Here is a 25,912-nt window from a genome sequence, read left to right as displayed (position 1 = left end):
GAGAGGGGACCGATCGAGCAGGTTTCAAACTGTAGTTATTCACATTGGATGAGAAGGCAAGTTTGCTGAAATTACCTCTTTACTTCCACCAGAGCAGGGGCTGACAGCTCCCTCTCCCTTTGGGAGAGGGTTGGGGTGAGGGGTATCCCCAGCGTCTGCCGCAGATGAGCGCCAGCCCCCAGCAGCCCCGGTTGGGAATGGGTGATCATAAACACCGGAATTTCTCGCACGTAGTCTTTGAAGCGCCCCTTGTCTTCAAAGGCGGCACGGAACCCGGAAGCCTTGAAGAACTCCATAAAGCGCGGCACGATGCCCCCGGCGATATACACCCCGCCAAACGTTCCCAGGTTCAACGCCAGGTTGCCGCCAAACCGTCCCATGATCACGCAGAACAGGGAGAGGGCACGGCGGCAATCGGTACAGCTATCCGCCAGCGCACGCTCGGTGATGTCTTTTGGCTCCAGCTTCTCCGGCAGCCGCTTGTCTGCCTTGACGATGGCTCGGTAAAGGTTCACCAGCCCAGGGCCTGACAACACGCGCTCCGCAGAGACGTGCCCCACTTCACCACGCAGCACCTCCAGGATGATGTCCTCTTCTTCACTGTTCGGTGCAAAATCTACGTGGCCGCCCTCACCCGGCAGACTCACCCAGCGGCGGTTTACGTGTACCAGATGTGACACGCCCAGGCCCGTACCCGCACCGTAAACGGCAATCGGTTTATCTTTTTGCGCTTTGCCCCCGCCAAACTGCAACACGTCATCTTCAGATAGCATCGGAATAGCCATCGAAACCGCGGTAAAATCGTTAATCACTTCCAGGTGCTTTAAGCCCAGGCTCTCTTTCATCGCTTTGATGGAGAAGGCCCAGGTGTGATTGGTCATGGCGACCCAATCCTCCGTTACCGGGCAGGCGATGGCGATACAGGCATCCTGAACCTCCAGTTGCAGTTCGGCCAGGTATTGGCGGATCACCGCTTCCAGGCTATCGAACTCCAGACCAGAATAGGTTTTCGCCTGGGCGATCTCGCCCGTCTCGACAGTGCACAGCGCCAGGCGGGCATTGGTGCCGCCAACATCACCTACGAGGGCATAGGTCATCGGTGTTTCTCCCTAAAATGAATAATGCGAAATTAGGTACACTGTAAAATCACGCCGCCCAAACAACAATCGGCATTCTGCGGCCCGCTGCTCAATAGCGATCTCGATCACAAAAATCGTTTCAGCCAGCACTGTTTTCACCGATTTATACCGGCGGTTACAGATTGGCGCAAAAAACATGAGATGAAAGCGATCGCGCACGGCTACCATTAGCGAAATCGCTCCGTTGGAGCTATATACTATGCAAACCATTTCTCTGGGGCCTGGCGATTCTGCTGGCTTTACTCTCTGTTTTCCCTGCCAATCAGGGACGTGACAACAAGGGATCCCGCATGCTGCATCCGCGCGCCAATGCTATGTTGGCCTTCGCCCTGCCCGCGATCGTTATCGGTTCTGCCTCCAGCTTGATCCTCATCTTGCTGATGGAAAGTGCCAGCGTGCTGCAGAATTTGCTGTGGGTTCGCCTCCCGGAGCTGCTCAATATCGATAGCCATTCCCCTTGGTGGACCATCGGCATGCTTACGCTGACCGGTATCGCCGTTGGGCTAATCGTACGCTTCGTGCCGGGCCATGCCGGGCCAGATCCGGCTACCGAGTCGCTGATCGGCATGCCTTTGCCGCTGGCAGCCGTGCCAGGGTTGGCGTTAGCCTTGATGGTCGGCCTGGCAGGTGGCGTCAGTTTGGGGCCGGAAAACCCGATCACCGCCATCAATATTGCCCTAGTGGTCGCACTCGGAGCCAGGTTATTGCCAAAGGTGCCGAAGATGGATTGGATCATCCTCGCCGCCGCTGGCACGATTGGCGCAATGTTTGGTACCCCGGTTGCCGCCGCCCTGATTTTCTCGCAAACGCTGGGGGGAAATAGCGAAGTACCTCTATGGGATCGCCTGTTTGCCCCGTTGATGGCCGCCGCCGCTGGGGCCGTCACCACCCAGATGTTCTTTACCCCGGACTTTACCCTACAGCTTGATGCTTACGATGTGACCCGGCTACGCGATATCTTCAGCGGCTCGGTGGTCGCGCTGATCGCTATTGCCCTAGGGATGGTGGCGATCTGGTGCTTCCCACGCATGCACCACATGTTCCATTCGCTGAAAAACCCGGTATTGATGCTCGGGCTAGGTGGCCTGCTGCTGGGTATACTTGGGGTCATTGGCGGAGATATCACCCTATTCAAAGGGTTGGATGAGATGAAACTGTTGGTGGTCGACGGCAGTTTCACCACCAGCCAACTGCTGGTGATCACCCTGACCAAGCTGGCCGCCCTGGTGGTCGCAGCGGCGTGCGGATTCCGCGGCGGGCGTATTTTCCCGGCGGTGTTTATCGGTGTCGCACTGGGGTTGATGTTGCATCAACATGTTCCGGCGGTTCCGGCAGCGATCACCGTTTCCTGTGCCATTATGGGGTTGGTGCTGGTGGTGACTCGCGACGGCTGGCTGAGCCTGTTTATGGCCGTGGCGGTGGTGCCAGAGCTGCACCTGTTACCGATACTGTGCATTGTAATGTTGCCCGCTTGGTTGGTACTGGCGGGCAAACCTTTAATGCTGGTAGTAAAATACCAGCCTCCGCATGAAGACTAGGCCAGAGCATACTCGGCAGCGGCATGCGCATGAATGGCCGTGGTGTCGAACACCGGTACTGCGGCATCTTGTGCGCTAACCAACAGGCCGATTTCAGTGCAGCCAAAGATGATCCCCTCGGCGCCCTGCTGTTCCAACTTGGCAATAATCCGGCGATATTCATCGCGTGAAGTATCAACGATTTTGCCCAGGCACAGCTCTTCATAAATGATGCGGTGTACGATATCGCGATCGGCAGCATCCGGCGTAACCACTTCGATAGCAAATTTGTCCTGCAAACGCCCACGGTAAAAATCCTGTTCCATGGTAAAGCGCGTGCCGAGTAAGCCGATACGGCGGATATTTTGCTGGCGTACCTGCAATGCCGTGGCATCGGCAATATGGATCAGTGGCAGGCCGCTGGCCTGCTCCACCGCATCCGCCACCTTATGCATAGTGTTGGTACAAATCACGATGGCTTCGGCACCGGCAGCACACAACGAAGCAGCGGCCCCTGCCAGCAAACGACCAGCGCCTTCCCAATCACCTTGGTGCTGCAAGCGTTCCACTTCATGAAAATCCACGCTGTAGAGCACGATTTTGGCTGAATGCAGGCCACCAAGCCGCTGTTTCACCTGCTCGTTGATCATTCGGTAATAGGGGATGGTGGATTCCCAACTCATCCCGCCCAATAATCCCAACACTTTCATTCGGTTCTCCTTGGCTGTGACTCACTATCAACCAGACATTACCCGAGAACGACCTGACTGACGAAGCAATTATTTGCTGTGCGAACTGCTAACCTTCGCCTGGCGCGGCTCAAACCAACGCTGGCGCAGGGTATCGTAGACCCAGTTATACGCCATGGTATAAGGCAGGAAGAACAGGAAGAAACCGATCTCCAACACAAAAGCCTGCCACAACGAAATATTGAGCATAAAGGCGGCTATCGGCAGACCAATCAGTACAAAACCGGCTTCAAAGCCAAAAGCGTGGCCAATACGCACTTTCAGCGTTCTGACCACTCGGCTCACCGGCCACAGCCGATCAAAGATCGAGTTATAGACGATGTTCCACAGCATGGCGACGGTAGATAACATGACCGCCAGCGCCCCGACCTGCGCCATCGAGCGATTAAGCAACCATGAACCCAAAGGGGCACAGATCATCACGGCGATAGCCTCGAACCCCACGGCGTGAACGATACGTTCAACCAACGACTTGTTTTGCAACTGCATACTTCACCTGTTTTGTTTTGTGACCGTTATTGAAAATGTCAGGTGATTATCATCGGTTTTTTGCGTAGATTAAAAATAGGTTCCATCGATAAAGTAGATACATTATGCGCTATTCCCCAGAAGCCCTACTGGCCTTTGTTGAGGCCGCCGCGTTAGGCTCGTTTTCTGCCGCCGCACGCAGGCTGCGCAAAAGCCAATCCACCATCAGCACCGCCATTGCCAATCTGGAGGCGGATCTTGGGCTGACGCTGTTCGATCGCCAGACGCGCCAACCGGTATTGACGGAAGCTGGCCGCAAGGTGCTGGGCCACGTGCAGGAAATTCTCGCGGCCAGCGAGCGACTCGATGCGCTGAGCATCCGCTTGGGGGACAATATCGAACCACGGCTGACCATCGTTTTTTCCGATACCTATCAGCCCAACCATCACGATAACCTGCTGAAACATTTCGAGCGGCGTTATCAGGATATCGAGCTGGAATGTATGATCGCCGAAGGGGAGGATGTGCTGGATCTGCTACAGACCGGCCGCGCCCACCTGGGGATGCTGGCGGTACAACCCACCTATCCCCCCGAGATCGCCGTCGCCAGGCTGCCAGAACAGACTGAAATGGGGCTGTTTGTCGCTCACGACCATCCGCTGACCCGTCTCCCTGCCCTGACACAGGCCCACCTTGCCAGCAGCCGCCAACTTTACCTCAACACCTATACCAGCAACAACGCAACCAAACCGCGCGGGCGAACCTGGTCGGCTCCCAGCTATCTGATGCTGTTGGAGATGGCGGAACAAGGAGCGGGTTGGGCGATATTACCGCACTGGCTGGTCAAACAGTACGGTCAGCAACGCCTGACAGAGCTGAAAATGCGCGGCTGGCCGCAAACCATCTCGGTCGACGCCGTATGGTCCAAGCTCACCCCGCCGGGGCCAGCGGGACTGTGGTTATTGGATCGCCTGCTGGAAAATGCCGCCGATCAAGCCGCCGCATTACGCGATTGAATGGCCCGTGACACGCTATCGAGCAGCTCGGGAATATCCATTTTTGGCAGTACCACCTCGATAAACGCCAGTTGCTCACGGCCTCCGACCTCACCAAGCGCCGTACGCAACTGCTCAGGTTCGGTGACGCAACCGACCCAGGTTATCAGCTGATAATCGATAACATGATCGAGAAACTGCAGGTTGTCATCTCCCGGTACACCGAAAAAGGGGCGAATCCCCATCTGGGCTAACCGATCGAGAAGGTAATCCGTCACCGTGTAGCTCTTGTTCATGTTCATCACCTGGGTAACAGCAGAATGGTTAGTTTCAAAGATGTTGCCGAATTCTCGAATTTTATCGACAAAAGCACTGTTCCCCCTCGTTACATCGGCACACCCTGCGCATGCGGTAGGGATCACCCACAAGCAATTTGAATAAATGGCAGACAATTAGCGTGATCTGGCACTCTGACAACCCCGGTGTAAACGCATACACTGAATCTCATTTCCCGCCGTCGATGAGGATTTTATGGTTTATCAAGCTGAGCCTGCCCGCTACCAGAATATGGAATATCGTCGTTGTGGCCGCAGCGGGCTGCAACTGCCAGCCGTTTCACTCGGCATGTGGCACAACTTTGGTGATAGCACACTGTATGACAATGCGCGCAGCCTGGTGCATCGTGCCTTCGATCTTGGCATTACCCACTTCGATCTGGCCAATAACTACGGGCCACCGCCGGGTTCTGCCGAAGAGAATTTCGGCCGTATTCTGCATCAGGATCTCCAGCCTTATCGCGATGAGCTGATTATCTCTTCCAAGGCGGGCTACACCATGTGGCCTGGCCCCTACGGTGACTGGGGATCGAAGAAATACCTGGTCGCCAGCCTGAACCAGAGCCTGCAACGCATGCGGCTCGACTATGTGGATATCTTCTACCATCACCGCCCTGACCCGGATACGCCGCTGGAAGAAACCATGGCGGCGCTGGATTTGATAGTCCGCCAGGGGAAAGCGCTGTATGTAGGGTTATCGAATTACCCGGCGGAACGGGCGCGGCAGGCATTTGCCATACTGCAACAGCTTGGCACTCCTTGCGTGATCCACCAGCCGAAGTACTCGATGTTTGAACGTTGGGTTGAACCCGAGTTGCTGGATACGCTGGAAGATCATGGCGTGGGGTCTATCGCCTTCTCACCGCTGGCCGGAGGCATGCTGACCGATCGCTATCTGCAAGGCATTCCGCCTGATTCCCGCGCAGCCAGCGGCAGCCGCTCGCTCACTCCCGAGCAGATCACCGAAGCGAAATTGCAAAAGGTTCGCCAACTGAACGCGCTGGCAGAGCAGCGTGGCCAAAAGCTTTCGCAGATGGCGCTGGCCTGGGTGTTGCGAAACGATCGCGTCACTTCCGTTTTGATCGGCGCTAGCAAGGTCAGCCAGATTGAAGATGCGGTCGGTATGTTGGCCAACCGTAAATTCAGCGCAGAAGAGATCGCCAAGATTGAGCAGATCCTGATGTAATCGCTTACAAGCCGCCGGTGGGTTATCGGCGGTTTTTTCACCTTCCCCCTCAGATAACTCCCAATCCCCGGTATTCCCCGTGGCTTTCAGAATTTCCCCAAAGGCGTGGTCGCTCCACGGCGATAGCATCCCTCGGATAAATACCTCAAGGATTTTACGCATAGCGTTTAAGAACGAGGGATAACAACCGTTTGCATGGCCAAAACCTATACCGATGAACGTGCTTCATTATCGATATCCGGCCAAGGGAGCCTAAATGTTTAAACCTCTGTTTACCGCAGCCATTCTGGCGGCGCTTTTCATGCCCATCGCCCTTGCCAGCAGCGTCAATATTGATTTGCTGCCAGGGGTCTCACTGCAGATTGGTGACCAGGACAAACGCGGCAATTACTGGGACGGTTACGATTGGCGCGATCGCGATTGGTGGCATGGCCATCAGGGGCGTGATTTAGGGGAGCGCAGCCGCCGTGGCTACTATTGGGATGGCTATCGCTGGCGTGACCGCGATTACTGGCACAAAAATTACTACTACCATGATGGCCGCTACCGCAAGGCCGATAAATACTATTACAAACAGTATAAAAAGCAGCACCATAAGAACAAGCATCATCACAAAAACCATCATCACGATCATGATGATTGACCCCTCACCCCAACCCTCTCCCACAGGGAGAGGGAGCTGGCGCAGAGACGTTGTCAGGTACAGAAGTTAATCTGTAACAAAGGTGATGTAGAAAACGAGTACAGTAGTCAATCTGTGGCCCGCCCCCCTAAACCCTAAAGCAGATTGCTAATCAGCAGATAACCGTTGAGCCCAACCACCACCAACACAATCAGTTTACCGAGATTCTGGATCAGACGACCGTTGACCATATCCCCCATCAGTTCACGGTTGCCGGTAAACGCCAGCAGCGGAACCAACGCCAGGGCGATACCAAAGCTCAGCAGCACCTGGCTCAAAACCAGAATACGCGTCGCATCCATCCCCATCATGATGACAATAAACGACGGCATCATGGTGACCACCCGCCGCACCCAGATAGGGATATAGAAGCGGACAAAGCCCTGCATCACCACCTGCCCCGCCAAGGTACCTACCACGGTAGAAGAAAGACCTGCTGCAACCAGGCTCAGGCCAAAAATGGTGGCTGCCGCATTGCCGAGCAACGGCTGCAACGTCAGGTAAGCTTGGTCAAGATCGGTAATGCCGCTGTGGCCGTTGAAATGGAATGCGGCAGCGGCGGTGGCCATCATCGCCAGGTTAACAAAACCGGCAATGGTCATGGCGATCGCCACGTCCAGCTTGGTGGCCGAATAACGTTCGGCTTTAGAGTCTTTACCGGCAGTCTGCGTCAGCGAGGAGTGCAAATAAATCACATGCGGCATGATGGTTGCCCCTAACACCCCCGCAGCAAGAAACACCGCGTCACCATTCGGCAAATCCGGGATCGCCATCCCTCTAATCAACCCGCTCAACTGCGGCTGAGAAAATACCAACTCCACGATATAGGCCATTGCCACAAACAGCAGCAGGCCGCCAATCACCAGTTCCAGCGGCTTTTGCCCGCGTTTTTGCAGCATCAGGATCAGGAAGGTGGCAATGCCGGTGAGGACTGCCCCATGCAACAACGTTACTCCCAGCAGCAGTTTGAAACCGATCGCGGCACCGATAAACTCGGCCAAGTCAGTGGCCATCGCGATAATCTCCGCCTGCACCCAATAAGCCCAAACTGCCGGGCGCGGGAAGCGATCGCGGATATGTTCAGCAAGGTTTTTACCGGTAGCGATGCCGAGTTTGGCAGACAGCAGTTGGATCAGCATCGCCATGACGTTGGCCCATACCACCACCCACAGCAGCGTGTAACCAAAAGAAGCGCCAGCTTGAATATTAGTGGCAAAATTACCGGGGTCGATATAGCCGATGGCGGCGATAAAGGCAGGCCCCATCAGAGAAAGTTTGATCTTTCTGGACGGGCGGCTGGAGGAAGTATTGTTAACCGCGCGACTGTTCAGCATAGCGAAAACCCTTACTAATTTAGCTCACCTTCATCTTTACTTAAGTGATAATGATTATCAAGTGCATTTGCAGCGATAATGGTTATCTCTGCGATAGCCAAAACGAAGGTTTTATCGAACAGATCGCATGAAATCCTAGCGTTTCCATCTACTCTAGATCACAAGGTTCAGAGCGGATCACGCTTGATAGTAAAAATAGCACAAAAATGCCACGAAAACGCATATTTATTAACATCTTGATCTTTGGTGTTTTGCCGTCATAGATTAGGACTATCTCCACTATGATTTTCCATATTTGCAATGAATGTCTCGTTTTTAAACTTGGCGTTACATAAAATGACAACCGAAATTCAGCCTGCCTCAAATTTGGAGCAAACATGTCCCATATTGCGCACTTTGCGTTAGCGTTAGTGGTGGTTGCGATCCTGGCCCTGTTAGTGTGCCGCGATCGTAAAAACATCCGCATCCGCTATGTTATTCAGTTGTTGGTTATTGAAGTGTTACTGGCCTATTTCTTCCTGAACTCGGAAGCAGGTTTAGGCTTTGTAAAAGGCTTTGCAGCAATGTTCGACAAGTTGCTCGGGTTTGCGGGGCAAGGGACTGATTTTGTGTTCGGCGGGATGGGTGATAAAGGTCTGGCCTTCTTCTTCCTGAAGGTGCTGTGCCCGATCGTGTTCATCTCTGCCCTGATCGGTATTCTGCAATACATCAAAGTGCTGCCGTTTATCATCCGCATCATCGGGACCGTGCTATCTAAAGTGAACGGTATGGGCAAACTGGAATCCTTCAACGCCGTCAGTTCGTTGATCCTGGGCCAGTCTGAGAACTTCATTGCCTATAAAGATGTGCTAGGCAAGATGTCAGAAAAACGCATGTACACCATGGCCGCTACCGCGATGTCGACAGTTTCCATGTCCATCGTTGGCGCATACATGACCATGCTGGATGCCAAGTATGTCGTGGCGGCACTGGTACTGAACATGTTCAGCACCTTTATCGTCCTGTCACTGGTCAACCCTTATGACACCAGTAAAGAAGAAGAGCTGCACCTCGGCAATCTGCACGAAGGCCAAAGCTTCTTTGAAATGCTGGGTGAATACATTCTGGCAGGCTTCAAGGTGGCGATTATCGTTGCCGCGATGCTGATTGGCTTTATCGCCCTGATTGCCGCGCTTAACGGCCTGTTCAGCGCCATCTTCGGCCTGAGCTTCCAGGAAATCCTGGGTTACTTCTTCTATCCATTTGCCTGGGTCCTTGGCGTGCCTAAGCATGAAGCGTTACAGGTTGGCAGCATCATGGCGACCAAGCTGGTTTCCAACGAATTCGTTGCCATGATGGAACTGCAGAAAATCGGTGCTGAACTGTCTCCACGCAGCATGGGTATCCTGTCCGTGTTCCTGGTGTCCTTCGCCAACTTCTCTTCTATCGGCATCGTAGCCGGTGCGATTAAAGGGTTGAACGAGCATCAGGGCAACGTGGTTTCACGTTTCGGCCTTAAGCTGGTTTACGGCTCTACCCTGGTTAGCCTGCTGTCAGCGGCCATCACAGGCCTGGTTCTTGGCTAACAGCTTTAGAATCGACAAGTTCTAGTCTTAAGACGCCCGATGAAGTTTATCGGGCGTTTTTTATTTGATGCCGATAAAGCATGCGATTCTATTTTTTGAGGAGGACATAGTTATTGCTGGCATGACGCTCAGAAAATCTTACTGCCATTCAAGTATGCGGTTGAAAAGTAAGCTTGCAATGTCTTGCTTTTGGGACAACATCGCGTGGACGTAAATCCGCGTATCCTCTTTGCCAAACGTGGTGCTATAGAGCACTCGGTATCCGTCAGCTGTATTACATTCCCGGTATTTAGCGCACCCAAGAGCTAGCAATTCATCACAGACAGGACTTCCTTCAGGAAAAACACCGGTTTTCTCTTCAAACTCAACCAATGCTCTTTTTATAACCGGTTTCGGGTCAATCTGGTGAGAGCGCAAAAAATACGCGATGGTTTGCATCGTCATTTTCGCGGTCCCTGAATAAATGAAAGTTACCGCTTTCGCAGTCATCAGAGTGAATCCAAGATTTGTTCACGGGAGAAGGTTCGCCCTAGCTCAATATCTTTCTCAGACAGCGTCATAAGCTTGAGCAAAGCAATACTTTCATCCCTGCGCATACGATCTCCGTAGGACTCGATAACATAAGCAGGAAGACCGTTTTGCGTCACAATCAAAGGTTCCGACAGATCGAGCTTGGCGGCATTTTGTTTCAGATAGCTGATAGTTTCTGTTTTCATAATGTCTCCAGCAGTAAATTATTGCCAGTAAAAGACCAAATATAGTCTATATAAAAACTGATAACAACAATTCAGTCCAGAGGTAAAGCCTTAGAATGCAAAAAGCCGACCCTTGGGTCGGCTTTTCAAATGTTGGTGGAGCTAGACGGGATCGAACCGTCGACCTCTTGCATGCCATGCAAGCGCTCTCCCAGCTGAGCTATAGCCCCACAAAAGTGGTACGCGTTAACCGTGCGTTACGGTATTCCCCAACCTTCCTGAGATAAAAGGTTGGTGGAGCTAGACGGGATCGAACCGTCGACCTCTTGCATGCCATGCAAGCGCTCTCCCAGCTGAGCTATAGCCCCAATCCACAATCACGAAATCCTGTGAACGGGGCGCATGATATGAAACCCCAGAAACCCTGTCAACGGCTAAATTGAATTCCTCGATCAAGCGCTGAAAAAGCCGCCAAATCAGCGCGTTTAATGCTAAAAAACCGCCGCTTTGGGTACAAAATAAACCAGCAAGAAAAAAGCCCCGCGAATCGCTTCGCAGGGCTTTGTCGGTTTAGCTGGCAACTAACTGTCAGGCTTGCGCTTCACGCTCGGCAATATAAGCCAACGCCTGATCAATACGCTTGAGGGAGCGAGCCTGGCCGATAGCATGTACGGTCACGTCCATGCCCGGTGACTGGCCAGCGCCAGTCACCGCGACGCGCAGTGGCATCCCTACTTTGCCCATACCCACGCCCAGTTCGTCTGCAGTGCCCTGAATGGCGTCGTGCACGTTCTCTGGCGTCCAGTTGGTAATAGCGGCCAGTTTGGCACGTACGGCCTCCAGCGGCTGGCGTGCGACCGGACGCAGGTGTTTCTTCGCCGCATCGGCGTCAAACTCGCTGAAGTCCTGGTAGAAGTAATGGCAAGACTCAGCCATCTCCTTGAGCGTCTTGCAACGCTCGCCCAGCAGTTTGACCAGATCTTTCAGTTCTGGACCGTTGCGGGTTTCAATTCCCTGCTGCTCAACATGCCATGCCAGATAGACCGCCACTTCTTCCGCTGGCATATGGTTAATGTAGTGATGGTTCAACCACTGCAGCTTTTCGGTGTTGAAGGCGCTGGCGGATTTGTTGATCGCGTCCAGGGTGAAGAACTCTTTCATCTCATCAATAGAGAAGATTTCCTGATCGCCATGGGACCAGCCCAGACGCACCAGATAGTTCAACAACGCCTGCGGCAGGTAGCCATCATCGCGGTATTGCATCACGCCAACGGCACCGTGGCGTTTAGACAGCTTTTTACCGTCATCACCCAGGATCATTGACACGTGGGCATATTCCGGCACTGGTGCGCCCAGCGCTTTCAGGATGTTGATTTGGCGCGGCGTGTTGTTGATATGGTCTTCACCACGGATCACGTGGGTAATTTCCATATCCCAGTCATCGATCACTACGCAGAAGTTATAGGTTGGCGCACCGTCGGTACGGCGAATGATCAGATCGTCCAGCTCCTGGTTGCTGAATTCGATCGGGCCACGGATTTTATCGTCGAAGATGACCGAACCTTCCTGCGGGTTACGAAAACGCACTACGTGTGGCTCATCGGCAGTGTGGCTGCACTGGCTATCGCGGCAATGGCCGTCATAGCGTGGCTTCTCGCCGTTTTCCATTTGCTTCTCGCGCAGCGCTTCCAGGCGTTCTTTCGAGCAATAGCACTTATAGGCCGTTCCCTGTTGCAGCATTTCATCAATCACCGCGTTGTAGCGTTCGAAACGCTTGGTCTGGAAGTACGGGCCCTCATCCCAATCCAGGTTTAACCAGTTCATGCCATCCATAATTGCGTCGATAGCTTCCTGGGTTGAACGTTCGAGATCGGTATCTTCGATACGCAATACAAACTCACCGCCGAAATGGCGGCTGAACAACCAGGAATAGAGCGCAGTACGGGCGCCACCGACGTGCAGATAGCCGGTCGGGCTTGGGGCGAAACGGGTTTTGATTTTCATTGGGTTCACTGCCTTATTACGCAACGCGTGTCAGCGGAGTGCCGACGATTGCTCGGAATGTAAAATAGTGGACGACATTCTACCACTCCATGCTAATTCCTCAACGCCGACGCGCTATCGGCCACTACGCTTTGCGGCCCACTACGCATGATACTGTGCAAAGAATCGTCCTGGTCGGCGATAAATATCGCATCCTGTCTAAATTTGCGGCGAACGATTGAAATCATTTTAAAAACCGTTGACTCACTTTCAACTATCCCTATAATGCGACTCCAACAAGACGGGGTGATTAGCTCAGTTGGTAGAGCATCTCCTTTACACGGAGGGGGTCGGCGGTTCGAGCCCGTCATCACCCACCATCTTGTTAACGCAGTAAGCAATGAGAACAATGAGGGTGATTAGCTCAGTTGGTAGAGCATCTCCTTTACACGGAGGGGGTCGGCGGTTCGAGCCCGTCATCACCCACCATCATTCTCTCATTGGGTAGTATCTGGAAGTCCTGAAGTGGGTGATTAGCTCAGTTGGTAGAGCATCTCCTTTACACGGAGGGGGTCGGCGGTTCGAGCCCGTCATCACCCACCATTTCAGTTTCAGATAGCAGTACACCACATTCGTGGGTCGTTAGCTCAGTTGGTAGAGCAGTTGACTTTTAATCAATTGGTCGCAGGTTCGAATCCTGCACGACCCACCACCATTTAGAAAAAGGCGCCTTTAGGCGCCTTTTTCGCATACGCGCTCCCCATAACAGTACCGTCTCCCTCGCCACATAAGCAAAGAAGGGTCGTGTGGGTGAGAACCTGCGTTCAGGTTCGAGTCTCGCTTGCGAGACAACGGCGGCGGCCGGTCATCCTGCACGACCCACCGTACAGGTGCCAAATGCTCGCCCCCTGCTACTCTTTTGACCTACCTGGCAACCGCCCCCTTAGCCCACGGTGATGTCCCCTCACCCTAACCCTCTCCCACAGGGAGAGGGAACAGTCCGTGCTACCAGTAATATCGCCTTCAACCTGACTATCGGCGGACGCAAACAGCCAGTCTTCCTGAAAAACTAACCTCCCCAAAAACAAAAAAGGGAGCCGAATAATCAGCCCCCTCTTCAAATCAACCGCTCAACCCAAACTCAAGCCGCCAACGTCGCCCCACCATCGATCACAATATCCTGCATCGTGATATGGCTAGCCCGGTCAGACGCCAGGAACAGGATCGCATCGGCAATTTCCTGCGGCTGGGCAATCTTGCCCAACGGGATCCCCAACTTAAACTGGTCCGGGAAACCCTTGATCATATTGCTTTCGCCGTGTTCGTCCTGCCACATCCCGCGCAGCATCGGGGTATTGGTCGAACCGGGGGAAACCAGGTTACTGCGTACACCATAAGGCGCCATTTCCAACCCCACGGTTTGGCACAGGCTGCGCATAGCGGCCTTGGAGGCGCAGTAGGCCGCCATACCAACACGTGGCACATGGGCCGCGTTAGAGGCAATGCTCACGATGGCCCCCTGCTTCTGACGGCGGAACACCGGCAAGGTATGACGGAACAGGTTAAAGGCACCACCGGCGTTCACCGCCATACAGGCCAGCCAGTCCGCATTGCTGGTTTCATCGGTCAGCCCCATGCGCAGAACGCCAGCCCCATTGACCAACACGTCCAACCGCTCATGTTCCGCCAATAAACGCTGGCAAACGCTATCTACCGCATCGGCATCAGTGATATCCAGCACCTCGGTGCGGAACGGATAGTCCAGATCGCCAAAATGCAGATCGAAGCCGATAACCTCGGCCCCGCTCTGTGCAAACGCCAATGCGGTTTGATAACCGATTCCCGCCCCGGCACCGGTCACCCAAACGTGTTTACCGCTAAATTCCTGTTCTCTAGCCATCAGGATTTCCTCTCGGAAAGCAACGCCCACCAGCTATCGATCGTCGGTGATTTGGCCAGCGCGATAAAATCGATATCTTCACGAATTTTACGCCAGCGGGTTGCCAACTCCATGATACGCACCGAGTCCAGGCCGTAATCGATCAGGTTTTCATCATTGCCGATGTCTTCGCTATCTTCATCGAGCAACGGGATAATTTGCTGGCGCAACGCATCGATGCTGGCAATACCAGGGAGCAGATCGGCGGTAGTCACCACCCGACCACAGCGCCCGGCAGTGTAACGCAGGGCCATCAGGTGTTCCTCACGGGAGAAGTCCGCCAGGCCGTCGGCCACCATAAACGGCTTGATGTTACGCATAAAGGCGTCGATAGCCGTGGTCATACAGCCAATATGCGCGTAGACGCCGCAGATAATCAGCTGATCGCGCCCACTTTCTTGCAGGATCTCTTGCAGCGGCGAGCGATGGAACGCGCTGTAACGCCACTTCACCAACACCGTGTCGTCAGCATCCGGTGCCAATTCGCTGACCACCGCCTGCTGCTCTGGGTGCTTGTTCAGCCCCGGCCCCCACATATCATTCAACAAGGCACGGTCTTCATCACTTTGTTGATTAGGCTGCGCGGTATAAAACACCGGGATGCCCTGCTGCTTGCAGTAGCGACGCAGAGCGGCGATGTTTTCGACCACCTGTTTGATCAGCGGGCTGTCTTCCCCCCAGAAATTGAGGAAATATTGCTGCATGTCGTGGATCAGCAGTGCCGCGCGCTGTGGCTCGAAGGCCCAGTTAACCTTGTTAACCGGCAGTTCGCTCGGCGTTGGCAACGCATAATCATTAAGTTTAGGGATCGCCATGACTTACTCTCCTTTGGCCTGAGCCAGTTGTTGCGCTTCCAGGCGTTCACGCAGCAGTTTTTTATCGACTTTACCGACCGGGGTTAACGGTAGTGACTCCACCTGAATAAAGCGGTCGGGTAATTTAAATTCGGCCACGCCCTGCTCACGCAGATGGCGGCGCAGTAACACGGGTTTGACGGCCTCGTGAGCGATGACAAAGGCGCAGCTTTTTTCACCCATCAGATCGTCCGGCATCGACACCAGCGCGGCGTTAATCACCGCCGGGTGGCGCAGCAGCAGGTTTTCAATTTCTTCTGCAGCAATCTTTTCGCCACCGCGGTTGATTTGGTCTTTCTGCCGCCCTTGTACCTGCACATAACCGTCCGCCGTCAGGCTGATCAGATCGCCGGAACAGTAGAAACCGTTCTCGTCAAAGGCTTCGGCATTATGCTCAGGGCTTTGGTAATAGCCGCGGAAGGTGTATGGCCCACGCGTCATCAAACGGCCCGTTTCCCCTACCGGCAGCGGATTACCTTGTTCATCTGCCACCCACAGCTCATCGTCCGGACACATTGGCGTGCCTTGGGTGGCGAGAATGTGTTGGTCGTCGTCATCCAGCAATGTGTAGTTCACCAGCCCTTCGGCCATGCCAAACACCTGCTGCAACTGGCAGCCGATCTCATTGCGTATGCGGGCCGCCAGGGTTTCCCCCAATTTGGCTCCGCCGACCTGCAGCAGCGCCAGGCTGGCTAACGGCTGATTGCTGCCCCACTCTTCGATCGCCTGTAACCACAAGGTAACCGCAGGCGGCACCAACGCGGTGACCGTGATCTGATGCTGTTCGATCAGTTTGAAACATTGGGCAGCCGCAGGATCGCTGGCAAATACCACCAGACCGGCACCATAGAACACCCCCAACACGCCCGGAGAGCTCATTGGGTAGTTGTGGGCCACCGGTAATGCACACAGATAGCGGGTAGCACTGTCAAAACGGCAAATCTCTACGCTGCGGCGAATGCTGTAGTAATAATCGTTATGGGTGCGCGGGATCAGCTTCGGCGTACCGGTGCTGCCACCGGAAAGCTGGAAAAACGCCACCCGATCGGCGGCCGTTGGCGTCGGTTCAAAAGCACCTGGATCCTCTTCCAGCCAAGCAGCCAACGCCTGTTCACCTTCGGCCTGATTACGCAGCCCAACCACCCGTAGCGAAGGATGCTGTTCTCTGAACGTATCCAGGAACTGCTCCTGCGCGAACAGGGCATGTTCGCGATCGGCAATCAGCAGCGCAGGCTTGATTTGACTGGCATAGGCGTTCAGTTCGCTACGCTGATGGCTGAACAAGGCATTCACCGGCACCACGCCGATTTTCAACAAGGCAAAGAACACCACATAGAATTCAACCACGTTGCCTAGTTGAACCAACGCAGTATCACCGGATTGTAGCCCGCGCCGTAACAGGGCGGCGGCTAGACGATCGGAAAGCCGTTCCAGTTGGCGATAGCTTAAGCTGCGTTGCGGGTCGATCATGGCAATAGCGTCGTTATCTGCCTGACGGGACAAGATGTCGGTCAACGGTCGATCGATCCAATAGCCGCGTTCGCGGTAACGGCGCGCGAACTCTTCAGGCCAGGGGGTAAAAGCAATAGTCATGGGGGACTCTTTATCCTTGATTAAGGCCAAACGCACGCAGAATGGTGCTGAGTTTGGTACCAGTTTCGTGCCATTCGGACTGCGGGGAAGAGTCCTGCACGATGCCCGCACCGGCAAACAGGCGTACCTGATTACCCTTCACGGTGCCGCAACGGATGGTGACGACCCATTCTCCGTTGCCCTCGGCGTCACACCAGCCGACGATGCCACCAAACAGCTGCCGGTCAAACGGCTCAAGCTGTTCGATGAGATCGCGAGCTGCCAGCGTTGGGGTACCGCATAATGCCGGCGTAGGGTGCAACAGGCAGGCCAGCGACAGGGCATTCTCTGCCCGATCGGCTACTTCACCGTCGATTGGCGTCGAAAGATGCCACAGCGTGGTGGTACTGAGCAGTTCGGGGGTTGCGGGAATATTCAAATGACTGCAACGCCCAGCCAAGACCTGGCGCATGCCTTCGGTCACGATCTGGTGTTCATAGCGGTCTTTACCCGAAACCAACAGTTGTTCGCTGACGGCCCGATCCCGCAGCGGATCTGTTTCGCGCCGAGCCGAACCCGCCAGCGGGTTGGAATGGAACTGGTCGCCAAATTTACGCAGCAGCAGCTCCGGGCTGGCTCCCACCAATGCCCCCTCTGCCAGCGGCACGTGGAAATGGAAGCCGTGCGGATTCTGGGCAATGATGCGCGCCATCAGCGCTGCGTGGTCTACCGGCTTGCTGGTTTCAATGTCCAACAGGCGGGCGAGCACTACCTTGTCCAATCGATCACCGCTAGTTGCCTGTACGGCATCGCTAACCATCTGCATAAACTGCGGCTGCGCTGGCAGCTCGGTTTGGCGGACAATCTCAGGGATCGGTCCAGCAGCAGGCGCTAAGCTGGTCAGCAGGGTTTCACGATCGAACCATTGCGTCTGTTGCGGGATAAACAGTGACGAGGGTTGACGAGTATCGAAAGGGATTGCGCCGCACAACAGCGGATCCTTGATGCCTGCCTTGCGGGCCTGCGCAAATGCCTGCTGTATCGCCTGCTGGAATTGGCCCTGCAGGTCATCGCCATCAACCGCTGGCAAGGTGATGCGGGCAAAGCATCCCTGGGTGCTCAGACTGCGAAAAGGCGAGGTAAAAAAGAAACCTGAAGTCGGGGATATTGTGGCGGCCTGTGCCAGATCTACACCCTGTTGCAGGTCCTTTTGCGCAGCGCCCTTAACGGCTACGTCCATAGGTACTTCCTCTTGTTTCATTAACAATAACCAATATAATAATGATTATCATTTGTATTGCATCCGCGATAAAGTACCTGCCAGAACTGACCATGTCAATAAACGTAACCTCTTCTGCTAACCCACATTAACGGTTAAACTTGGTGGTTTCTGACCAATGAATGATAAACATTCGGATTAAAAGGATCTCACCGATGTCAATCCCCCTGCGGCTCAGCCTGGCGCTGTTTGGCCTGCTGGCGTTGAGCGTTGCCCAAGCCGAGACTCAAGCCTGGCCGCGCAGTATCGAAACCTCACACGGCGTTATCACCCTTAAACAACCTCCACAGCGCATCGTCTCCACCAGCGTGACGGTCACCGGTACGCTGTTGGCGATCGACGCCCCGGTGATCGCCAGCGGAGCCACCAGCCCAAACAACCGGCTATCGGATCGGCAGGGCTTTTTCCACCAGTGGGGAGAGATTGCGGCCAAACGCGGAGTGAAGCGGTTATATATTGGTGAACCCAACGCCGAGGCGATCGCCGGTGAGGCACCTGACCTGATTGTAATGTCCGCTACCGGGGCCGACTCTGCGGTGCGCCTGTACGATCAACTCTCGGCCATCGCTCCGGTGCTGGTGGTGAACTACGACGATAAAAGCTGGCAGGAACTGGCCAACATCCTCGGCGTAGCGACCGGCCATGAAGCACAAGCGGAAAAGATCGTCAGCGAGTTTGATCGCCGTGAGAAAATGCTAAAACAGCAGATGACATTGCCACCACAGCCCATAACGGCACTGGTATTTCGCAGCGATGGCAAGAATGCCAACCTGTGGACCGCAGACTCATCCCAAGGGCAACTGCTGCAACAGCTAGGCTTTACCCTGGCCACTTTGCCACCAAAACTCAACGCCAGCACCAGCCAAGGGGCGCGTAAAGATATCGTCCAACTTGGCGGTGAAAACCTGGCAGAAGGCTTGAATGGGCAAACGCTGCTGTTATTCGCCAACGATGAAAGTGATGCACAGCGGCTGATGAGCAACAGTTTCCTGGCTCATCTGCCAGCGGTGGAGAATAAGCGGGTTTACCCATTGGGGAACGACACCTTCCGCCTGGATTATTACAGCGCCAGCAACTTGCTGACGCGTCTGGAAAAGCTGTTTATTTCTCCGTAGCCGCAACGGTGGGTTGGAGTTTATCGCTCTGCCCGCCCATGCTCACGTTGCGCAAACCACGCATGGCAAACGCCAGCACCACGGCCAGCAGTGCCGCACCAAAACCGAAGCTGATAGAGCTCATCGCTGGCAGCATAAATGCCCCCATCGCGCCGAGCAGCAAGGCACCAAGCGCATCCCCTACTACGTTCTGCGCTGTCCACAGGCCGTTAATCCGGCCCAGAAACGCGTCCGGCGTCAAGTTCTGTATCAGGCCATATTGCAGCAGCGAGTTCAGCGCGCTGAGGTAGCCAAACACCACCAGGCACAACAGCGCCATACCGTACCAAGGCATCAGGCCAAACAGCCCCACGGCCACGAAAGCCGCTATCGCCGTTATCAACATCATCCAGCCCGGCCGTGCCACCTGAGCCACCCGGCCACTGGTAAATGCGCCAATCGCCGCCCCTAATGGCACCGCCGCATACATGATCCCCAGGCTCTGGGTAGTGACCTGCCACATACCGGAGATGGCCGGATATAACACTCGCACCGCGCTGGCCATGGTCATCAACGCACCAATCAGCGCTACCATGCCAATCACCTTGTTTTGGAACAAGAAGGTGAAGCCGCCGATCAGCGCCCGCAACGGATGTTCACGAGGCTGTGGCGGCGGTGGCAACTGAGGCAATTTTAATAGCGGGATCAAAGTGATCAACGTACCCAAGGCCGCCAGCGCATAGTTCCAGCTGATACCCGCCCCGGCGATCACCAGCCCGCCGATAGCGGGAGACAGGATCGATCCAAAGCGTACGGTCAACATGCTGATGGCCCCGGCCTGCACGATATTCTCACGGCCAACGATCGCCGGTGTCGCCGCCAGCAACGCCGTCACGCCTACCGCACCAAAAAATCCGTCCCATACTGCTAGCAGATAAATCGCCGTTAGCGAAGGTGCAGGCAGCGCAGCATTGAGGCACAACCCCAGAAAGCCCACACCGCAGGTTGAGCGCGCAAACAGGATCAACCGACGGCGTTCATAGCGATCGGCCAGCACCCCGCCCATCAGCAAACCGGCAAACATTCCGCCGCCCGCCAGGGTCACCGCAAGCCCAACCAACAGAGTTGACCCAGTCAGCGCCTGGATCTGCACCGGAATGGCGATCGCCATCAGGCCCAATGCCAGGATCGAAATAAAACGGGCGCAGAATACGGCACGAAAAGCGGGGTTGGTCCTAAGTAGGCTAAAATCGAGCAAAATAGAGGGTTTATTCATTTTGTTATCACCACAACTTATATCCTTGATCTTCCACAAACAACGACACGATATTCGAGAGGCTCAGCGCTAGTGCTGGTCAGGCTGCCATGCTACCATAGATAAATACAATCAATAATGATAATAGATATCATTGATATTCAGTTAATAATGGGCTGTCATGTTCCGGCTTACACCTAATTGCTCTCCTCCGCTTCCTGACCGCAGGGGCACTCTGTTTATGGGGTTATCCCGCTCCTTCTGGCTGCGTCTGTTTGGCCTGCTGTGCGCCTTTGTCGTGCTGTTGCTGGTGATGATGCTCAGCCTGTCGCTGGGGGCTAAATCCATTCCTTTCACTAACGTCGTTGCCGCGCTGAATGGCCAATGCAGCGGCGCAGACTGCGTCATCATTACCGAAGCACGCCTGCCACGCACGCTGATCGGCGTGTTGGCTGGCATCGCACTTGGGCTGGCTGGCGCGCTGATGCAAACCCTCACCCGCAACCCGCTGGCAGACCCTGGTATCTTGGGGGTTAACTCCGGAGCCGGTTTCGCCGTGGTGTTGGGCATTACCTTCTTTGGTGCGACCGACGTCAGCCAATATCTGTGGTTCGCCTTTGCCGGTGCGCTGTTTGCCTCGCTGTTGGTGGCGCTGGTAGGCGCAATGGGCGGCAGCCGCGTTAATCCTGTACGCCTGACGCTAGCCGGGGTGGCGCTGGCCGCCGTGTTGGAAGGGATGACCACCGGCATCGCTCTGCTCAATCCTTTGGTGTTCGATCAGCTGCGTTTTTGGCAAGCTGGCACACTGGACATTCAGAATATGGCGGTAGTGCGCAGCGTCGCATTGCCAATCCTGCTGGGCACGTTGATTACTCTGTGGCTTAGCAAGGCGTTGAACAGCTTAAGTATGGGGAGTGAGCTTGCAGCGGCGCTCGGCACCGGAATTATTCGCACCCAACTGCTTGGCCTGTTAGCTATTACGCTGCTGTGTGGCGGAGCTACCGCCGCCGTTGGTCCTATTGCCTTTGTCGGGCTGATGATGCCCCACATTGCCCGGCGGCTGGCGGGGTCAGAACTCAACTGGATGCTGCCCTGGACGCTGGTTTTAACGCCGATCCTGCTACTGAGCGCTGATTTACTGGGCCGCTTTCTGGTCGCGGGGGAACTGCGGGTCTCCATCGTACTTTCCCTGATCGGCGCGCCGATGTTGATTATGTTGGTGCGCCAGCGCCGTATGTTCCGGCGGGGAGGATAAGATGAGCCTGTTGGTTTCCCGCCAAATCCTTACCAAAAAACCGTTTCGGCTAGCGCGTCCTTTGGCGACTGCCCTGCTGTTGTTATTCGCCTGCCTTGCGCTGGCGGTTTATGCCCTCGGTTCTGGTACCTTGCAACTCAGCGCGGCGCAGGTGATCGACGCGCTACGCGGCGAAGGTCCGACCAATCTTGCGGTGATCGTCACCCAGTGGCGTTTGCCTCGCGTCGCTATGGCGTTACTGTTGGGGGCGGCGCTCGGCCTGAGCGGTGCGATTTTCCAGTCATTATTGCGTAACCCACTCGGCAGCCCTGACGTTATTGGTTTCAATACGGGAGCCTATAGCGGCGTGCTGGTCGCCATCGTGCTGTTTAACAGCAGCGTTATCGGCATTACCTCTGGGGCGTTGGCCGGTGGCCTGCTTACCGCCGGGGTAGTTTATCTATTGGCCTGGAGTAACGGGGTAGAAACCTTCCGCCTGATTATTGTCGGGATTGCCGTTCGCGCCCTGCTGCTGGCCGCCAATACCTGGATGATTATCAGCGCCTCGTTGGAAGCGTCTATGACCGCCGGACTGTGGAATGCCGGTTCCCTCAACGGCATCACCTGGGCGAAAAGCCTGCCGGTGCTGGCGGTACTGCTGCTGGCGTTACTGGTATTGCTGACATTGACAAGGCGTATGCGGCTGCTGGAAATGGGAGATGACACCGCCTGCGCGCTCGGCGTTGGGGTTGAACGCTCCCGGCTAATGCTGTTGCTGGTCGGCGTGATACTAACCGCTGCCGCCACCGCCGTGGCCGGGCCGATTTCCTTTATTGCTCTGGTCGCCCCACAAATCGCCCGCCGCCTGTGCGCCAATCAGCATGTCTTGCTGCTCACCGCGCTGACCGGTGCCTTATTATTGCTGGCGGCCGATGTGGCAGCGCAGCGCCTGTTTATGCCTTATCAGTTGCCGGTCGGCGTATTGACCGTCAGCATCGGTGGCATCTATCTGATTTGGTTACTAATCCGTGAGTCACGAAAAAAATGAATGCTGAAACCCCGTTAACCGCACCATTGCGTGCCGAAAACCTGACGCTGAGCTACGACAAGAAAATCGTCGCACGCGATCTTTCAGTGTCTATTCCTCACGGCGAACTGACGGTCATTATCGGGCCAAACGCCTGCGGTAAATCCACGCTGCTGCGCACCCTTAGCCGCCTGATGCAACCCCGGGCGGGCTCAGTATGGCTGAATGGCCGACAAATCCGCGAATATCCCACCAAAGAAGTCGCACGCCAACTGGGCCTGTTACCGCAAAGCTCAATTGCCCCAGGTGATATCACGGTGTTCGATCTGGTTGCCCGTGGCCGCTACCCTCATCAGAGCCTGTTCAGCCGCTGGCGCGACGAAGATCAGCAGGCAGTGGAACAGGCCATGCGCTCAACCGGCGTGGCGCAGTTGGCCGATCAACCCGTCGACACCCTTTCCGGTGGCCAACGCCAGCGGGTGTGGATCGCCATGGTGTTGGCCCAGCAAACGCCGCTGCTGCTGCTGGATGAACCGACCACCTGGCTGGACATCACTCACCAAATCGATCTGCTGGAACTGCTGCGCCAGTTGAATCGGGTGAATCATTACACGCTGGTGGTGGTGCTGCACGATCTCAATCATGCCTGCCGCTATGCCACCCATCTGATCGCCATGCGCGACGGCAAAGTGGTGGCCGAGGGGGCACCAAAAGACATTGTGACGCCGGAATTGATCGAGGAAGTTTACGGGTTGAAGTGCGTGATCATCGACGATCCTGTCTCGCATACGCCGCTGGTGGTGCCATTGGGGAAATAGCGGCCAGCAAACTCACGATGAAAAATCAGGCCACCGGCTGATAGCCGATGGCTCTACTGAGACTTCATCACCGTGAGCTGTTACTAACTATGGCCGTGCAAGGTTGAAAAACCGTTACGCAGGTAGCCACAGCCGTGCTCCATTTACTTGGCAGGTTCGACATCCAATACCGTTACGTTATAGACCATGGTCGATCCCGGCAGGATATCAGGGGGCAGACCTTTATCGCCGTAAGCCAAGCTTGGCGGGACGACCATCGTGATACTGCCGTGATTTTGCAGCTTCGAGATCGCCGTTCTGAATATCGGTGGATAGCTGCTCAGTAACTGGGTGACCGAGGTGCCTGCCGCCTGCATATCCTTGACGACTTTACCGTTAATCAGGCTCTCTTTTACCGCCACGCTGACCATGTTGTTCGCGCCAATAGTTCCTTTACCGACCTTATCGATCCGGTAAAAGTAACCTAAAGCCTCTTTCCTCACCTGTTTTTGCTTGGCGAACTGCTCGATGTAAGCTGCCCCTGCCTTTTCGGTGTCCAACTTTTGCTGCTGTGAATTACGTTGCACCAACTTTTCGCTGGCATCCAAGGCCTTGTCGATCTGCTCCGGTTGCAGCTTGAGCTTGCCCGCGAAGGTATCTTGCACCCCCGCCAGCGCCAGACGGCTATCCACTTCAACTCCCTGGGCCGCTCGCTGTTTGAGCAAGGCCAACATGTCTTCTGCCAGGGAACTGCCGATGGCATAATCACGGATCTCACGCTCTGACTTCGGCTCGATGATTTCTCGTGGCTGCGTAGCCAGCTGTTGCTGCAGCCGGCTGTTTTCCGCCTGTTGCTGTTCGTTGGCTACTTTCAGCATCGTCAGCTGGTTGTGCAGGCTTTCGTCCAGCGCAAGCTGCAAGATGGGTTTAGCTTCAGTCTTCGCCGATAGCTCGGCCAACGCCTTTTTCGCTTGCTCGGCCTGTTGACGGCTGTCGTTCAACTCTGCCTGCAACGCCTTGTTTTCTTCGCTATTATCGGTGTGTGCTTTGGCCAGAGCAGCCAACTGCTTCTGCAACGCCGAACTCTGTTGGCGGCTTTGGTCCAGCGCCTGCTGTAGCCTACCGTTTTCGTTGGAGTTTTCACCTTTAGCCGTCGCCGCGGCCACCATATCCTGCTGCATCTGCTCCGTCGCCTGCAAATTCTCCTGCAAGGTCTTTTTCAACTGGCTAACCTCGGCGCGAGCATCCGCATCCTGCCGTGCTGCCTGACGCAGTTGCTGCAGCTCTTGGTCCCGTTGGGCAAGGGCAGCATTTAACTGTTTGATTTGTGCTTGCAGGGACGCTGACTCGCGGGTCTTGGTATTGGTGGAGGGTTTACTCACTTTCCTTTCTGCAGGAGGGCTGATCTCATTGAGTTGTGAAGGGCTCAACAACAACAACGCCGGAGCCTCGCTCTCTTGGCTGGTGATCGCTTCCAAGGCATTGATGGTGCTGGCTCTGTCATCCTTGAGTTGCTCTGCACCCAATGCGCAGCCCACCGGCAACGTCAGGCTCAAGGCCAAACCATACTTTAACCCCAACTTCATTTCACGCTCTCCATTTTGCGGATCAGTCCGTTAAGCAAGTCCTGCCCGATCTGTGTGCACAACTGATTGGTTTTATATTTATACAGTGCGTCTACCGTATTTTTGGTCAATGCGTTCACATCACCGCGTACCCCGCTGTAAAACGAGGCGTTGGCCAGCAGACTGTCAAAATTAGCCTTCCTGACGGCATAGGTCCGAGGACTAACGGTTTGCAACGCGGCAAGATCGCTCTGACACCTGCTTATAGGCGTCGGTTCTTGCGGGGATGGCGGAGTTTCAACGACAACAGGCGTAGGCTCCGCAGTCGGTGTGACAGACGAGGTGACCGGGCGTTCATTCGCGCAGCCAGCCATCAGCAGGACATTGCTGATGATCAGACAGGCAAGCAGTGGCTGCCGGTATCCACGGGTTTTCTGTAGCTGTTTCAAATTTTATTCCTTCCTGACTGGATAATGTCCGTCACCGCTGCCTGTGCGCACGCGGATCGCCTCCATTGACGGGCAATATTGCTATTGCCCGGTTGGGATGATAAGACAGGTCATACTTGGTGGCAACAGCAACAGGGCAAGTGCCGCGTTAGATCTCCTGCCACTTATCGCAGACACTCTACCAGGAAATTTTTTTTCA

The 25,912-nt window shown here is 55.1% G+C and carries 23 protein-coding genes, 6 tRNA genes and 1 pseudogene; 13 read left to right on the top strand and 17 right to left on the bottom strand.

The genetic code is table 11. The features are described from left to right. Positions 1 to 146: 146 nt before the first annotated feature. Positions 147 to 1,097: pseudogene (glk, locus tag AC6HVW_RS01900) on the bottom strand (glucokinase); the annotation flags it as partial. Positions 1,098 to 1,429: 332 nt separating this feature from the next. On the opposite strand from glk, the gene AC6HVW_RS01895 reads away from it, so the two are divergent. Then, on the top strand, positions 1,430 to 2,677 hold the full coding sequence (locus tag AC6HVW_RS01895) for an ion channel protein (RefSeq protein WP_071684114.1): 1,248 nt from the start codon (positions 1,430 to 1,432) through the stop codon (positions 2,675 to 2,677). Here the strand turns inward: AC6HVW_RS01895 and AC6HVW_RS01890 are convergent. Beyond that, complete coding sequence (locus tag AC6HVW_RS01890) at positions 2,674 to 3,366, bottom strand: aspartate/glutamate racemase family protein (protein ID WP_071684115.1); 693 nt, start codon at positions 3,364 to 3,366, stop codon at positions 2,674 to 2,676. The genes AC6HVW_RS01895 and AC6HVW_RS01890 overlap by 4 nt on opposite strands. Positions 3,367 to 3,435: 69 nt before the next feature. Next, positions 3,436 to 3,894 carry a multidrug/biocide efflux PACE transporter gene (locus tag AC6HVW_RS01885; protein ID WP_071684116.1) on the bottom strand — a complete coding sequence of 153 codons (459 nt, stop codon included), beginning with the start codon at positions 3,892 to 3,894 and terminating at the stop codon, positions 3,436 to 3,438. Positions 3,895 to 3,998: 104 nt separating this feature from the next. Here AC6HVW_RS01885 and AC6HVW_RS01880 point away from each other — a divergent pair, with 104 nt between their 5' ends. After that, positions 3,999 to 4,889: a LysR family transcriptional regulator gene (locus AC6HVW_RS01880; RefSeq protein ID WP_071684117.1), complete on the top strand. Its 891-nt coding sequence runs from the start codon at positions 3,999 to 4,001 to the stop codon at positions 4,887 to 4,889. Here AC6HVW_RS01880 and AC6HVW_RS01875 read toward each other — a convergent pair. Beyond that, entirely contained in the window at positions 4,865 to 5,164 is a 300-nt protein-coding gene (locus tag AC6HVW_RS01875) for a thiamine pyrophosphate-binding protein (protein ID WP_071684118.1), read from the bottom strand. The genes AC6HVW_RS01880 and AC6HVW_RS01875 overlap by 25 nt on opposite strands. 235 nt (positions 5,165 to 5,399) lie before the next feature. On the opposite strand from AC6HVW_RS01875, the gene mgrA reads away from it, so the two are divergent. Together mgrA and AC6HVW_RS01865 are read left to right on the top strand one after the other, a co-directional pair. Further along, on the top strand, positions 5,400 to 6,389 hold the full coding sequence (gene mgrA / locus AC6HVW_RS01870) for an L-glyceraldehyde 3-phosphate reductase (protein WP_071684119.1): 990 nt from the start codon (positions 5,400 to 5,402) through the stop codon (positions 6,387 to 6,389). Between the two features lie 256 nt (positions 6,390 to 6,645). Further along, on the top strand, positions 6,646 to 7,032 hold the full coding sequence (locus AC6HVW_RS01865; protein ID WP_497569248.1) for a DUF2502 domain-containing protein: 387 nt from the start codon (positions 6,646 to 6,648) through the stop codon (positions 7,030 to 7,032). 134 nt (positions 7,033 to 7,166) lie between these two features. On the opposite strand, the gene AC6HVW_RS01860 is transcribed toward AC6HVW_RS01865, so the two are convergent. After that, on the bottom strand, positions 7,167 to 8,405 hold the full coding sequence (locus AC6HVW_RS01860; RefSeq protein WP_186486554.1) for an Nramp family divalent metal transporter: 1,239 nt from the start codon (positions 8,403 to 8,405) through the stop codon (positions 7,167 to 7,169). 377 nt (positions 8,406 to 8,782) lie between these two features. On the opposite strand from AC6HVW_RS01860, the gene AC6HVW_RS01855 reads away from it, so the two are divergent. Beyond that, positions 8,783 to 9,970, top strand: a complete 1,188-nt coding sequence (locus AC6HVW_RS01855) for a NupC/NupG family nucleoside CNT transporter (protein ID WP_021178662.1) — start codon at positions 8,783 to 8,785, stop codon at positions 9,968 to 9,970. A gap of 138 nt (positions 9,971 to 10,108) precedes the next feature. Here the strand turns inward: AC6HVW_RS01855 and AC6HVW_RS01850 are convergent, their stop codons facing one another. The 5 genes from AC6HVW_RS01850 to gltX form a co-directional block, all read right to left on the bottom strand. Beyond that, a complete protein-coding gene (locus tag AC6HVW_RS01850) occupies positions 10,109 to 10,414 on the bottom strand; it encodes a type II toxin-antitoxin system RelE/ParE family toxin (RefSeq protein WP_235050811.1) in 306 nt (101 codons plus the stop codon). A 44-nt stretch (positions 10,415 to 10,458) separates the two neighbouring features. After that, positions 10,459 to 10,686, bottom strand: a complete 228-nt coding sequence (locus AC6HVW_RS01845) for a type II toxin-antitoxin system Phd/YefM family antitoxin (protein ID WP_021178663.1) — start codon at positions 10,684 to 10,686, stop codon at positions 10,459 to 10,461. Positions 10,687 to 10,819: 133 nt separating this feature from the next. Beyond that, a tRNA-Ala gene (locus AC6HVW_RS01840) sits at positions 10,820 to 10,895 on the bottom strand. A 62-nt stretch (positions 10,896 to 10,957) separates the two neighbouring features. Next, positions 10,958 to 11,033: transfer RNA gene (locus tag AC6HVW_RS01835), tRNA-Ala, on the bottom strand. 220 nt (positions 11,034 to 11,253) lie between these two features. Then, complete coding sequence (gene gltX / locus AC6HVW_RS01830) at positions 11,254 to 12,669, bottom strand: glutamate--tRNA ligase (RefSeq protein WP_071683794.1); 1,416 nt, start codon at positions 12,667 to 12,669, stop codon at positions 11,254 to 11,256. A 283-nt stretch (positions 12,670 to 12,952) separates the two neighbouring features. On the opposite strand from gltX, the gene AC6HVW_RS01825 reads away from it, so the two are divergent. The 4 genes from AC6HVW_RS01825 to AC6HVW_RS01810 all read left to right on the top strand — a co-directional run bounded on the left by AC6HVW_RS01825 (position 12,953) and on the right by AC6HVW_RS01810 (position 13,360). Beyond that, positions 12,953 to 13,028 (top strand) — tRNA-Val (locus AC6HVW_RS01825). A gap of 33 nt (positions 13,029 to 13,061) precedes the next feature. Continuing rightward, a tRNA-Val gene (locus AC6HVW_RS01820) sits at positions 13,062 to 13,137 on the top strand. 38 nt (positions 13,138 to 13,175) lie between these two features. Then, positions 13,176 to 13,251, top strand: a tRNA-Val gene (locus tag AC6HVW_RS01815). Between the two features lie 33 nt (positions 13,252 to 13,284). Continuing rightward, a tRNA-Lys gene (locus AC6HVW_RS01810) sits at positions 13,285 to 13,360 on the top strand. Between the two features lie 429 nt (positions 13,361 to 13,789). On the opposite strand, the gene dhbA is transcribed toward AC6HVW_RS01810, so the two are convergent. Genes dhbA through AC6HVW_RS01790 form a run of 4 tightly spaced genes read right to left on the bottom strand, consistent with a single transcriptional unit; the run spans position 13,790 to position 18,253 of the window. Then, complete coding sequence (gene dhbA, locus AC6HVW_RS01805; protein ID WP_071683795.1) at positions 13,790 to 14,548, bottom strand: 2,3-dihydro-2,3-dihydroxybenzoate dehydrogenase; 759 nt, start codon at positions 14,546 to 14,548, stop codon at positions 13,790 to 13,792. After that, positions 14,548 to 15,402, bottom strand: a complete 855-nt coding sequence (locus tag AC6HVW_RS01800) for an isochorismatase (protein WP_021807039.1) — start codon at positions 15,400 to 15,402, stop codon at positions 14,548 to 14,550. The genes dhbA and AC6HVW_RS01800 overlap by 1 nt, the downstream gene beginning before the upstream one ends. A gap of 3 nt (positions 15,403 to 15,405) precedes the next feature. Beyond that, a complete protein-coding gene (locus AC6HVW_RS01795; protein WP_071683796.1) occupies positions 15,406 to 17,034 on the bottom strand; it encodes a (2,3-dihydroxybenzoyl)adenylate synthase in 1,629 nt (542 codons plus the stop codon). A gap of 10 nt (positions 17,035 to 17,044) precedes the next feature. After that, positions 17,045 to 18,253, bottom strand: coding sequence for an isochorismate synthase (locus AC6HVW_RS01790; protein WP_071683797.1), 1,209 nt, complete (start codon positions 18,251 to 18,253; stop codon positions 17,045 to 17,047). A 194-nt stretch (positions 18,254 to 18,447) separates the two neighbouring features. On the opposite strand from AC6HVW_RS01790, the gene fepB reads away from it, so the two are divergent. Further along, entirely contained in the window at positions 18,448 to 19,407 is a 960-nt protein-coding gene (gene fepB / locus AC6HVW_RS01785) for a Fe2+-enterobactin ABC transporter substrate-binding protein (protein WP_081367116.1), read from the top strand. Here fepB and entS read toward each other — a convergent pair. After that, positions 19,394 to 20,662: an enterobactin transporter EntS gene (gene entS, locus AC6HVW_RS01780; RefSeq protein ID WP_071683799.1), complete on the bottom strand. Its 1,269-nt coding sequence runs from the start codon at positions 20,660 to 20,662 to the stop codon at positions 19,394 to 19,396. The two genes, fepB and entS, sit on opposite strands and share 14 nt — an antisense overlap. A 160-nt stretch (positions 20,663 to 20,822) precedes the next feature. Here entS and fepD point away from each other — a divergent pair, with 160 nt between their 5' ends. Genes fepD through AC6HVW_RS01765 form a run of 3 tightly spaced genes read left to right on the top strand, consistent with a single transcriptional unit; the run spans position 20,823 to position 23,720 of the window. Then, on the top strand, positions 20,823 to 21,896 hold the full coding sequence (gene fepD, locus AC6HVW_RS01775; protein ID WP_037376375.1) for a Fe(3+)-siderophore ABC transporter permease: 1,074 nt from the start codon (positions 20,823 to 20,825) through the stop codon (positions 21,894 to 21,896). A gap of 1 nt (position 21,897) precedes the next feature. After that, positions 21,898 to 22,923: an iron-enterobactin ABC transporter permease gene (fepG, locus tag AC6HVW_RS01770; RefSeq protein WP_071683800.1), complete on the top strand. Its 1,026-nt coding sequence runs from the start codon at positions 21,898 to 21,900 to the stop codon at positions 22,921 to 22,923. Next, entirely contained in the window at positions 22,920 to 23,720 is an 801-nt protein-coding gene (locus AC6HVW_RS01765) for an ATP-binding cassette domain-containing protein (RefSeq protein ID WP_071683801.1), read from the top strand. Before fepG ends, AC6HVW_RS01765 begins: the two co-directional genes overlap by 4 nt. 143 nt (positions 23,721 to 23,863) lie before the next feature. Here the strand turns inward: AC6HVW_RS01765 and AC6HVW_RS01760 are convergent, their stop codons facing one another. Both AC6HVW_RS01760 and AC6HVW_RS01755 read right to left on the bottom strand, forming a co-directional pair. Continuing rightward, on the bottom strand, positions 23,864 to 25,285 hold the full coding sequence (locus tag AC6HVW_RS01760; RefSeq protein WP_071683802.1) for an FKBP-type peptidyl-prolyl cis-trans isomerase N-terminal domain-containing protein: 1,422 nt from the start codon (positions 25,283 to 25,285) through the stop codon (positions 23,864 to 23,866). Next, positions 25,282 to 25,713, bottom strand: a complete 432-nt coding sequence (locus AC6HVW_RS01755) for a YuaE family lipoprotein (protein ID WP_024485227.1) — start codon at positions 25,711 to 25,713, stop codon at positions 25,282 to 25,284. The genes AC6HVW_RS01760 and AC6HVW_RS01755 overlap by 4 nt, the downstream gene beginning before the upstream one ends. Positions 25,714 to 25,912 lie beyond the last annotated feature (199 nt).

This window comes from Serratia sp. NCCP-200 (assembly GCF_059697885.1).
Note: the sequence above shows the minus strand (reverse complement) of the source record. Positions and strands in the feature narration are given on the sequence as shown.